The organism is Pararhodobacter sp. (assembly GCF_034676075.1).
In the GTDB taxonomy this organism is placed as follows: Bacteria; Pseudomonadota; Alphaproteobacteria; order Rhodobacterales; family Rhodobacteraceae; genus Pararhodobacter.
Window position 1 is genome coordinate 1 of record NZ_JAUCCQ010000143.1, and the last position, 10,396, is coordinate 10,396.

Here is a 10,396-nt window from a genome sequence, read left to right on the forward strand (position 1 = left end):
TCTTCAAGATCGCCAACGACCTGCGGCTGCTGGGCTCGGGCCCGCGCTCGGGTCTCGGCGAGCTGATCCTGCCGGAAAACGAGCCGGGCTCGTCGATCATGCCGGGCAAGGTCAACCCGACGCAGGCCGAAGCGCTGACCATGGTCTGCGCCCATGTCATGGGCAACGATGCCGCCGTGGGTTTTGCCGGCTCGCAGGGTCATTTCGAGCTGAACGTCTACAACCCGATGATGTCCTACAACGTGCTGCAATCCATGCAGCTTCTGGGCGACTCGGCCTCGGCCTTCACCGACAACATGGTGGTTGGCACGCAGGCCAACACCGTGCGGATCGACAAGCTGATGAAGGAATCGCTGATGCTGGTGACGGCGCTGGCGCCGACCATCGGCTATGATGCCGCGACCAAGGTCGCCAAGACCGCCCACAAGAACGGCACCACGCTGCGCGAGGAAGCCATCGCGCTGGGGTATGTCGATGGCGAGACCTTCGACCGCATCGTCCGGCCTGAGGACATGATCGGTCCCAAGGGCTGAGGCCCAAGGGCCATGCTGACAGGGAAGGGGCGGCCCGCCGGGTCGCCCCTTTCGCATCGGGAACCGGGCAGGCCCCGGCGCGTTTGCCAGAAGCATGTTTGACAGCCGGGCCATTCCGCGCAAGATCGGAGACCGGCAGCGGGAGGATCCCTTCATGGAATGGCGCGGCAAACGGACCAGCCGGAATATCGAGGACCGGCGCAGCGGTGGCTCCTCGCGCGGCGGATTGCCCGGCATCCGCATCGGCGGCGGGCGCGGCGCCGGGCCCCTGGGCATCGTCGGCACCCTCGTGGTCCTGCTGATCGGCGCCTATTTCGGCGTGGACCTCAGCGGCCTGACCGGCGGCAGCGGCTCGTTCAACGCGCCGACCCAGCAGACCACGCAGACCGGACCCAACACCATCGACGATGACGAGGAAGCCTTCGTCGCCACCATCCTCGGCGAAACCGAACAGGTCTGGACGCAGATTTTCTCCGCCTCCGGCCAGCGCTATACGCCGACCACGCTGGTCCTCTATCGTGGCGGCACCGGCTCCGCCTGCGGCATGGCGCAATCGGCGATGGGGCCGTTCTATTGCCCGGGCGACCGCCGCGTCTATCTCGACACCGATTTCTTCCGGGTGATGGAGCAGCAGCTGAACGCAGGCGGCGAGTTCGCCAATGCCTATGTCATCGCCCATGAGGTCGCCCACCACGTCCAGAACCTGACCGGCACGCTGGGCGAGGTGAACGCACAACGCGCCCGCGTCTCGGAACGCGAGTCGAACGCGCTCTCGGTGCGGATCGAGCTGCAGGCCGATTGCTATGCCGGGGTCTGGGCGCATGAGGCGGCACGCGAACTGGCGCTGACCGATGCCGATATCCGCGAGGCGCTGAACACCGCCGCCCGCATCGGCGACGACGCGCTGCAGCGCTCGGCGGGCGGGCGCGTGGTGCCCGACAGCTTCACCCATGGCACCTCGGAACAGCGGCAGGACTGGTTCTTCCGCGGCTACCGCGCGGGCGATCCGGCGCAATGCGACACCTTCGCCGCCCGGAGCCTGTGATGGGAGAGGTCGTCAACCTCCGCACAAAGCGCAAACAGGCCGCGCGGGAGACCGCGCGGGCCGAGGGCGATGCGAAGGCCGCGAAGCACGGGCTGAGCAAAGGCCAGAAGGACCTCGCCAAGGCCCGCGCCGACAAGGCTGCGCGCGAGCTTGACGCCCACAAACGCGACCCGAAGGCCGACTAACCCTTCCTTAACCGCGCATCTTTGTTCTCTAAATATCCCGGGGGTGCGGGGGCTGGCCCCCGCTTTGGCCCTGTCTCCGGGCCCGCCACGCATGCCAATCCTCGGGCGTATCGAGGTCCGTCACCGCCCGCACGCCCGGCAGCGCCACCAGCAGGGGCGGATGCGCCTTCAGGATCGAACGCGCCCCGTCGTCGCCGCTTAGCCCGGCAAAGCGCGGCAGCAGCGCGGGCGGGAAGATTACCGGATGGCCGGGTGTGCCGTCCGCGGCCGTCGCCCGCAGGGGCCTGGTGCCGTCATAGCCCGCGGCGAGGCGGCGGAAATCCTCGGCCATCAGCTCCGGCATGTCGGCCGGGGCGACCAGCAGCGCCGCGCCCTCGGCCCAACGGGCCGCGGCGCGGAGCGAGGCGCTCATGCCCTGGGCGGCATCGGGGATTGTCAGATGCTCGACATCCAGCCCCTCCAGCGCCGCCACCCGCTGCGGCAGGTCCGGGGGCAGGGTCACGGCGACAGGGCCGATCCCCGCCGCCAGCATTGCCAGCGCCTGCCGCCGGATCAGCGGCGCGCCCTCGACCGGCTCGAGCAGCTTGTCGCCGCCCCGCATCCGGGTCGAGCCGCCGGCCCCCAGCAGCACCAGCTTCAGCCGCGGGGGTGACATGTCCCCGTCCATTGCGCGGCGCGGATGTTATGGGCCAGCACGATCAGGTTAGAGGAATGCACCGCGATGCCATTGGCACCGACGCTGGTCATCGTCGGACCCGAGGGGTCGAAGGCCACCAGCACCCCGTCATTGGTGAAGCTGATCTGCATCGGCGGGTTGGCAGTGTTGTTCTCATACCGCGCGGTCTCACCGTCGTCCGACATCACCAGCGAGAAGGACAGCTGCGGCTGGCTGCCGGTGGTGCAGGTGGCGCTGGCGGCGTCGCATTCCTGGACGAAGGCGCAATCGAGGATCTGGGCCGGGACATTCTCGGCCATCGCGCATTGGGCCATGCTGAGGGCCAGAAGGGGGAGCAGGAGTTTCATGAAAGGTCGCCGTCTATCCGTGGAGCGCGGATTTCCTCGAACCCGCCAAAACCGGGCGTCACCGCGACAGGAGGGCCGCGATCGCCGACTGCGGCCGACTATAACACCTTCATCCCTCAGTGAAAGAGCGGGAGCCAGCGCAGGGGCCCCGATCGGCGGAGCCGGGTCGTGAAGGAATCAACAGGGCAGGGCGTACCCTAGTAAATGCGTGCTCCCACAAGGGCTTGCTCCACATTCCTGAGAGATTGGATGAAGGCGACCCTCAGTCCAGATCGTCCAGCAGATCCTCGCCCTCATCCCCCGGCTCGCCGCCCGCCTCGTCATCCAGCCCATGCGTGCCGCGCTCGCGGTAGGGGGTGGTGCCGTATTGCGCCCGGTAGCATTTGGAGAAATGCGAGGGCGAGGCAAAGCCGCAGGCCAGCGCCACGTTGATCACGCTGAGTTCGGTCTGCATCAGCAGGTTGCGGGCCCGCGCCAGCCGCAGCTCCATATAATAGCGCTTGGGCGAGCGGTTCAGGTAGCGGCGGAACAAGCGCTCCAGCTGCCGGGTCGACATGCCCACTTCCTCGGCCAATTCGGCGGGGGAGACGGGCTCTTCGATCGATTGCTCCATCCGCTCGATGACCTTTGACAGGCGCGGGTGGCGGACGCCGATGCGGGTCGGGATCGACAGGCGCTGAATGTCGCGGTCGGTGCGGATCGTGGTGTAGATCAGCTGATCGGCCACGGCATTGGCCAGATCCTTGCCATGGTCATCCGCGACCATGGTCAGGATCAGGTCGATGGAGGCGGTGCCGCCCGCCGCCGTCAGCCGGTTGCCATCGATCACGAAGACCGATTTCGTGAGATCCGTGTCGGTGAATTCCTCGAGGAACCCGTCGCGGTTTTCCCAATGGATCGTGGCGCGGCGGTTCTCGAGCAGGCCCGCCTCGGCCAGCGTATGCGCCCCGGTGCAGAGCCCGCCGATCACCGAGCCCTTGCGCGCCACCTTGCGCAGCCAGTTGACCACCGGCTGCGTGGTGTTCGAGCGCACATCGACGCCGCCGCAGACGATCACCACATCGTCGCGCCCGACCTCGGCCAGCCCGCCGTCGACCAGCAGCGTCGCGCCGTTCGAACAGGTCACCGGCTTCCCCGATTCGCTGATCAGCGTCCAGCGATAGAGCGGCTGGCCGCTCATCCGGTTGGCGATGCGCAGGGGCTCGATGGCGGCGGCGAAGCTGAGGAAGGTGAATTGATTGAGCAGCAGGAACACGAAATGCCGCTGCCGGATCGGCGCAGGCTGCGAGCGCGCAGCGGCCGGGGCCGTGACAGTGGCGGGCGAGCGGCCGGTTCGCGGGGGCTGGGGGGAACTGGAACGCGGGGCGGGCAGGTCGCTCATCTAGGGTCATCCGGGTGGAGGGGGCACGGTCGCCGCATGGTTGGTTCGCGACGCCGGTTTGTCGCAATCCAAGCAGGAAAGCCGCAGCCCCGCAAGGAGGGACAAATCGCCCGCGCCCGCCTTGGCTGGTTTGCAAGGCCGAAAAAGCGGTGTATGAGCGCTGATACCGCTGACGGGCCGTTTTAGGGGCCGGGCGGTGCATCGACGGAGGACACGATGACCGAAGCCTGGAGCAAATCCGCCTGGCGCGCCAAGGAGCGCATCCAGATGCCGGATTATCCCGATCGGGCCGCGCTTGGCGCGGCCGAGGCGCAGCTGGCCAAATATCCCCCGCTGGTCTTTGCCGGTGAAGCGCGTGCGTTGAAGCGCCAGCTGGGCGAGGCCGCGGCCGGGCGGGCCTTTCTGCTGCAAGGGGGCGATTGCGCCGAGAGCTTTGCCGAGTTCAACGCCGATATCATCCGCGACACCTTCAAGGTGCTCTTGCAGATGGCGGTGGTGCTGACCTATGGCGCCAAGGTGCCGGTGGTGAAGGTGGGCCGCATGGCCGGCCAGTTCGCCAAGCCCCGCTCGGCCCCCACCGAGGCGATGGGCGGCGTGGAACTGCCCAGCTACCGCGGCGACATCATCAACGGTTTCGACTTCACGCCCGAAGCGCGGGTGCCCGATCCCCAGCGCATGCTGCAGGCCTATACCCAGGCCGCGGCCTCGCTGAACCTGCTGCGGGCTTTCTCCAAGGGCGGTTTCGCCGATATCCATCGGGTCCATTCCTGGACGCTTGGCTTCACCAAGTCCGAGGATGCTGAACGCTACAAGGCGCTCAGCGACCGGATTTCCGACGCGCTCGACTTCATGACCGCGGCCGGGATCACCTCGGACACGATGGGCGCCATGTCCACGGTCGATTTCTACACCTCGCATGAGGCGCTGCTCCTGGAATACGAGGAGGCGCTCTGCCGCATCGATTCCACCACCGGCCTGCCGGTGGCGGGGTCGGGTCACATGATCTGGATCGGCGACCGCACGCGGCAGCCGGACGGGGCACATGTGGAATTCGCCCGCGGCGTGCAGAACCCGATCGGGCTGAAATGCGGCCCGTCGCTGAGCGTCGAGGATCTGAAGGTCCTGCTGCGCAAGCTGAACCCGGAAAACGAGGCCGGGCGCCTGACGCTGATCGCGCGCTTCGGCGCCGGCAAGGCGGGCGAGCATCTGCCGCGGCTGATCCGGGCGGTCAAGGAAGAGGGGGCGAATGTCCTCTGGACCTGCGACCCGATGCACGGCAACACGGTCAAATCGGCCTCGGGCTTCAAGACCCGGCCCTTCGAGCGCGTGCTGCAGGAGGTCCGCGACTTCTTTGCCGTCCACAAGGCGGAGGGCACGATCCCCGGCGGCGTGCATTTCGAGATGACCGGCAAGGACGTGACCGAATGCACCGGCGGCCTGCGCGCGGTGACGGACGAGGATCTGTCCTCGCGCTATCACACCGCCTGCGACCCGCGGCTCAATGCCTCGCAATCGCTGGAACTGGCGTTCCTCGTGTCCGAGGAGCTGTCGCAGCGCCGCAAGGAACTGGCGCGCAAGGCGGTCTGAGGCCTCAGGCCCGGAAAAAGCAGAAGGGCGGCCGGTCGCAAGACCCGCCGCCCTTTCTTCTGCCCGGCAAGGGCGTAGCGGATCCGCGGATCCTTAGTCCTTGCCGCCCTTGATCACCCGCAGCATCGGGCGCTGACCGCGTTGCGGCAGCTCGGCCGACACCGGAGCCGAGGCCTCGATCCTGCGCTCGGCATTGCCGGCGCGGGCGGCCGGGGCGGGCTTGGCAAAGGGATGGGTGCGGCCGTCCCGCTCCATCCGCAGGGGGGCGCTCAGGCGAAATCGCCGCGGCGCGCGTCCGGCAGGCCCCCGCGTCTCGAGCACGCCCAGAACCCGGGTGATGCGCCCGTCGGGATCGGACAGCGGCATCAGCGCCAGCATGCCGTCAATCGCCGCCTGGCCGAAGCCTGCGTCCGAGCGCAGCGGCAACACCGCCCGCGCGCCCTGGGCGACCTGGGCCAGCGCCTGGGCCAGTTCGGTCCGCGCATCGCCGTTGAAGAAGACGCTGAGCGGCATGCCGCGCGGCTCCATCCCCAGCAGTTCGCCCAGCTGCTGCCCGCAGAGCCGCAGCCGCGCCACCGAGGGGGCCACCAGCTCGGCCACGAACATCACATCCAGGCAATGGGCCAGCGGCTTGGGGTCCAGTTCGGCCCGCGACGGGCAGATCCGGTCGCCGCGCAGCTCGTTCCAGTGGCTTTGCACCGCCCGGACCGCCGGGTAATCCTGCTCGCCGCTGCGCGCCGTGAAGGGCAGGCGCAGGACCTCGGCAAGGCGTTGGCTCGGCGATTGGCAGTCAGGCACGACATCGGACATGGTTCAGCTCCACAAACTCGGTCGATGCTCGTTTCGATGACCCCCCCCCGGCCCTTCGAATCCGCCCGACCTGCTGTTTACCTTTGTTTGAGAATTCTTACTGTTGCCTTAATCTAGCCTCAATTCGCCACAAAGGGGACAAATTCTAGGGAAATGGTTAAGTCGATGACCGGCTACGCCTCCGAAACGGGCGAAATCTCTTTAAATTCAGTGGTTTACGTCGCGCAATGGGACCTCCGATCGGTCAATGGCCGGGGCCTGGATCTGCGATTTAGGCTGCCGGATTGGCTCGACGGGCTGGAAGGGTCGTTGCGCAAAATACTTTCAGACAAGGTTAAAAGGGGCAATGTTTCCCTATCGTTGAAACTGTCCCGCAGCGAATCAGCGGGGCCGATGCGACTCAACCCCGCGGCGCTGGATGCGGCGGTAACCATGATCATGGCGGCCGAGGTTCAGGCCGAAGCCCGCGGCCTGGGTCTGGCGCCGATGACGGCGGCGGATCTCTTGGCGCTGAAGGGCGTGATCGACACCGGGCCCGAGACGCTGGATCAGGGCGCGCTGGTGAGCGAACTCCTGATCCGGGCCGAGGCGCTGCTCGCTGCCTTCGACGCCATGCGCGCGGCCGAGGGCGCGGCGCTGGCCGCGGTGATCGGCGCCCAGATCGACACCATCGCCCGGCTGACGTCCGAGGCCCGCCAGGCCGCCGCCGCCCGCCGCCCCGACCAGATCGACTCGCTGAAAGCAGCGCTGGCCCGGCTGACCGAGGCGGCACCGGGCGTCGATCCCGGGCGGCTGGAGCAGGAACTGGCGCTGATCGCCGTCAAGACCGACGTGACCGAGGAACTCGACCGCCTCGACGCCCATGTCACCGCCGCCCGGCGGCTGATGGCGCAAAGCGAACCGATGGGCCGCAAGCTCGATTTCCTGATGCAGGAGTTCAACCGCGAGGCCAACACCCTGTGTTCCAAGGCCCAGAGCGCCGACCTCACGCGGATCGGCCTTGACCTCAAGACCGTGATCGACCAGATGCGCGAGCAGGTGCAGAACTTGGAGTAGGCGATGGCCCCCTCAGCCTCGCGGCGCGGTCTCTTGATCATCCTCTCCTCGCCCTCGGGCGCGGGGAAATCCACGCTGGCCCGCCGGTTGATGGCCTGGGACCCGACGCTGAAATTCTCGGTCAGCGCCACCACCCGCGCGCCCCGGCCGGGCGAGACGGACGGGGTGGAGTACTACTTCAAGTCCAAGTCCGAATTCACCGCCATGGTCGCGGCGGGCGAGATGCTGGAACATGCCGAGGTCTTCGGCAATTTCTACGGCACGCCCAAGGGCCCGGTCGCCGCAGCGATGACCGAGGGGCGCGACACGCTTTTCGACATCGACTGGCAGGGCGGGCAACAGGTGCGCAACTCGGACCTGCGGCACGACGTGGTCTCGATCTTCATCCTGCCGCCCTCGATCGCCGATCTGGAAGCGCGCCTCAGGACCCGCGCGCAGGATTCGGACGCGGTGATCGCCGGACGCATGGCCAAGAGCCGCGACGAGATCAGCCATTGGGCGGAATACGATTACATCATCGTCAACGAGAACATCGACCAGGCCGAGGATGAGCTGAAGACCATCCTGCGCGCTGAACGCATGCGCCGCGACCGCCAGCCCGGCCTGACCGATTTCGTCCGCGGGCTGAACCGCGAATTCGACGCCCGCAACCCCGGAGACACGCCATGATCTATGCCCTGGCCGACCTGACGCCCGAGATCGACCCCGACACCTGGGTCGCCCCCGACGCCAATGTCATCGGCCGGGTGCGGCTGATGACGGGCGCCTCGGTCTGGTTCACGGCGACGCTGCGCGGCGACAACGAATGGATCGAGATCGGCGAGGGCTCGAATGTGCAGGAAGGCTGCACGCTGCACACCGACATGGGCTATCCGCTGAGCATCGGCCGCGATTGCACCATCGGCCACAACGTCATCCTGCACGGCTGCACCATCGGCGACGAGACGCTGATCGGCATGGGGGCGACGATCCTCAACGGCGCCCGGATCGGCCGCAATTGCCTGATCGGCGCGGGCGCCCTGATCACCGAGGGCAAGGAGATCCCCGACGGCTCGCTGGTCATGGGCTCGCCCGGCAAGGTGGTGCGGCAGCTGGACGAGGCGGCCTTCACCCGGCTGCGGAACTCGGCCCGCACTTATCAGGACAACATGCGCCGCTTCCGCGACGGGCTACGCCCCCTCTGAGCCACCCGCGCGGGCCTGCAGGTCGCGCAGCACCGCCAGACGGATGGCGCTGGCCAGCCCCAGATCGCCGCGCGCCGCGTCGATGGCCGCGGCGCATTCGTTGATGCCCTGACCCTGCGCCTTCGCCAGCGCCCGGAATGCCGCCCAGAACTCGGGCTCCAGCGAGACCGAGGTGCGGTGACCTTTCAGCGTCAAGGAATGCTTCTCGGGCCGCGTCATGCGATCAGCATCGGGAACCAGTCCTCGCGCAGCCGCTGGCCGGGCTGCATGCCATGGCCGGGGTAAGGCGGCGAGGTGCGGCCGGGGCGTTCGACATAGCGGGCATCATCACCCAGAAGCCTGAGCGAAAAGGCCCGCCGCCGCCGGTCGGTGGTGTTGCCCCGCGCGCCGTGCAGGGTGAGGAAGTTGAAGGCCACGGCGTCGCCGGGTTCGAGCGCCCATTCCAGCACCCGCATCCCCTCGGCATCGGGGTCGGGCACCGGGCGATAGGCCTCGGGGTCGGGGTAGAAGGCGGTCTCGGCCAGCCAGCGGGTCGGCAGGACGGGCTTCTCCCAAAGATGCGAGCCCGCGACACAGCGCAGCGTCGCCTCGCGCACCGGCTCCATCGGCGACCAGAAACTGACCGTCTGGCGCCCCTCGACGAAGTAATAGGGGCCGTCCTGATGCCAGGGGGTTGCCCTCGCGGTGCCGGGTTCCTTGACCAGGACGTGATCGTGGAACATCTGCACGGTCGACGAGCCCATCAGCGCTGCTGCGGTCCGGGCCGCGGGTGACTCGCGGATGACCCGGCCGAATTCCGGGATCCGGTCCCAGTTGCAGTAATCGTCGAAGAACCGCCCGCCCTCGCCGGGCTTGAGATTCTCGGCGGCATAGGGGCCGGGCTCGGCCATGTTGCGCTCGATCCCGGCGGCGATCGTGTCGACCCAATCGGCCCAGAGCCCCCGGATGACCACCGCTCCGTCCCGCCGGAAGGCGTCGATATCGGCTTGGCTGACGGTCATGGGGCGCTCCTGTCGTGCGGGGCGAGAGTGCGGCGACGGGGGTCGGGAAGTCAATCGCCGCGGCGGAGGAGGTGTTTCGCCCTCGTTGCCCGCTGTCGCGGGCGCCTTGGGCGACCAGCGGGGGGCATTCTGCCGCCCTGCCGCGCCACGGGCGCGGCGTTCTCGGCTGAAACGCGCCACTGGCGCGTTTCCGAGACGCGATCACCCCTGAGGATATTTGCGGCGCAAAGAAGGGGGGGGCGGGCTGCGCTTCATTCTGCCTCAAATACGCTCTTTCGACCGCGCCGCGGGGGCCGAGGCCGGGGTGGGGCGATTCGCCTCGGGGGGCCGAATCGCCACGACCGAAGAGGCGGCGAGCGCCGTTGGGGCAGGCGGCGGGGCCCGGTGGGGCGCTGTCATCGGATAACAGCGGGGCGCGCGAGGGGGTGATTTGCCCGCGGCGGGCGGCGGTCGCGGGGGGCTGTCAACGAGAACGGGCCCGGGCCGGCGGCAGGGCGGGTCAGCGGGGTTGCGGCGTGGTCGGGGACGAATCAGCCTACCATCAAGGGCTTAGCCAGGCAGCCTGCGCTTGTTATCGGATAACACACCCCC

The 10,396-nt window shown here is 68.2% G+C and carries 13 protein-coding genes; 7 read left to right on the forward strand and 6 right to left on the reverse strand.

From position 1 onward, the window contains the following. From VDQ18_RS21040 to VDQ18_RS21050, 3 genes are all read left to right on the forward strand, one after another. A partial coding sequence (locus VDQ18_RS21040; RefSeq protein WP_323022831.1) for a lyase family protein occupies nt 1–533 on the forward strand: 533 nt, incomplete at its 5' end. A gap of 154 nt (nt 534–687) precedes the next feature. Beyond that, on the forward strand, nt 688–1,578 hold the full coding sequence (locus tag VDQ18_RS21045) for a neutral zinc metallopeptidase (protein WP_323022832.1): 891 nt from the start codon (nt 688–690) through the stop codon (nt 1,576–1,578). Beyond that, nucleotides 1,578–1,763, forward strand: coding sequence for a DUF4169 family protein (locus tag VDQ18_RS21050; RefSeq protein WP_323022833.1), 186 nt, complete (start codon nt 1,578–1,580; stop codon nt 1,761–1,763). Before VDQ18_RS21045 ends, VDQ18_RS21050 begins: the two co-directional genes overlap by 1 nt. Nucleotides 1,764–1,791: 28 nt before the next feature. Here VDQ18_RS21050 and VDQ18_RS21055 read toward each other — a convergent pair whose 3' ends face one another. The 3 genes from VDQ18_RS21055 to VDQ18_RS21065 all read right to left on the reverse strand — a co-directional run bounded on the left by VDQ18_RS21055 (nt 1,792) and on the right by VDQ18_RS21065 (nt 4,167). Continuing rightward, complete coding sequence (locus tag VDQ18_RS21055; RefSeq protein WP_323022834.1) at nt 1,792–2,418, reverse strand: nucleotidyltransferase family protein; 627 nt, start codon at nt 2,416–2,418, stop codon at nt 1,792–1,794. Further along, entirely contained in the window at nt 2,400–2,786 is a 387-nt protein-coding gene (locus VDQ18_RS21060) for a hypothetical protein (protein ID WP_323022835.1), read from the reverse strand. Before VDQ18_RS21060 ends, VDQ18_RS21055 begins: the two co-directional genes overlap by 19 nt. A 262-nt stretch (nt 2,787–3,048) precedes the next feature. Then, nucleotides 3,049–4,167 carry a GlxA family transcriptional regulator gene (locus VDQ18_RS21065; RefSeq protein ID WP_323022836.1) on the reverse strand — a complete coding sequence of 373 codons (1,119 nt, stop codon included), beginning with the start codon at nt 4,165–4,167 and terminating at the stop codon, nt 3,049–3,051. A 216-nt stretch (nt 4,168–4,383) separates the two neighbouring features. Between VDQ18_RS21065 and VDQ18_RS21070 the strand changes: the two genes are divergently transcribed. Next, nucleotides 4,384–5,754: a class II 3-deoxy-7-phosphoheptulonate synthase gene (locus VDQ18_RS21070; RefSeq protein ID WP_323022837.1), complete on the forward strand. Its 1,371-nt coding sequence runs from the start codon at nt 4,384–4,386 to the stop codon at nt 5,752–5,754. A gap of 93 nt (nt 5,755–5,847) precedes the next feature. Here VDQ18_RS21070 and VDQ18_RS21075 read toward each other — a convergent pair whose 3' ends face one another. Beyond that, complete coding sequence (locus VDQ18_RS21075; RefSeq protein WP_323022838.1) at nt 5,848–6,564, reverse strand: PAS domain-containing protein; 717 nt, start codon at nt 6,562–6,564, stop codon at nt 5,848–5,850. 165 nt (nt 6,565–6,729) lie between these two features. Between VDQ18_RS21075 and VDQ18_RS21080 the strand changes: the two genes are divergently transcribed. Genes VDQ18_RS21080 through VDQ18_RS21090 form a run of 3 tightly spaced genes read left to right on the forward strand, consistent with a single transcriptional unit; the run spans nt 6,730 to nt 8,804 of the window. Further along, on the forward strand, nt 6,730–7,620 hold the full coding sequence (locus VDQ18_RS21080; RefSeq protein WP_323022839.1) for a YicC/YloC family endoribonuclease: 891 nt from the start codon (nt 6,730–6,732) through the stop codon (nt 7,618–7,620). A gap of 3 nt (nt 7,621–7,623) precedes the next feature. Continuing rightward, a complete protein-coding gene (gene gmk / locus VDQ18_RS21085; protein ID WP_323022840.1) occupies nt 7,624–8,289 on the forward strand; it encodes a guanylate kinase in 666 nt (221 codons plus the stop codon). Next, nucleotides 8,286–8,804 (forward strand): gamma carbonic anhydrase family protein, encoded by a 519-nt coding sequence (locus VDQ18_RS21090; protein ID WP_323022841.1) that lies wholly within the window; start codon nt 8,286–8,288, stop codon nt 8,802–8,804. The genes gmk and VDQ18_RS21090 overlap by 4 nt, the downstream gene beginning before the upstream one ends. Here the strand turns inward: VDQ18_RS21090 and VDQ18_RS21095 are convergent. Both VDQ18_RS21095 and VDQ18_RS21100 read right to left on the reverse strand, forming a co-directional pair. Next, nucleotides 8,790–9,023, reverse strand: coding sequence for a ribbon-helix-helix domain-containing protein (locus tag VDQ18_RS21095; protein WP_107750254.1), 234 nt, complete (start codon nt 9,021–9,023; stop codon nt 8,790–8,792). The two genes, VDQ18_RS21090 and VDQ18_RS21095, sit on opposite strands and share 15 nt — an antisense overlap. Further along, a complete protein-coding gene (locus VDQ18_RS21100; protein ID WP_323022842.1) occupies nt 9,020–9,805 on the reverse strand; it encodes a phytanoyl-CoA dioxygenase family protein in 786 nt (261 codons plus the stop codon). The genes VDQ18_RS21095 and VDQ18_RS21100 overlap by 4 nt, the downstream gene beginning before the upstream one ends. Between the last annotated feature and the right edge of the window lie 591 nt (nt 9,806–10,396).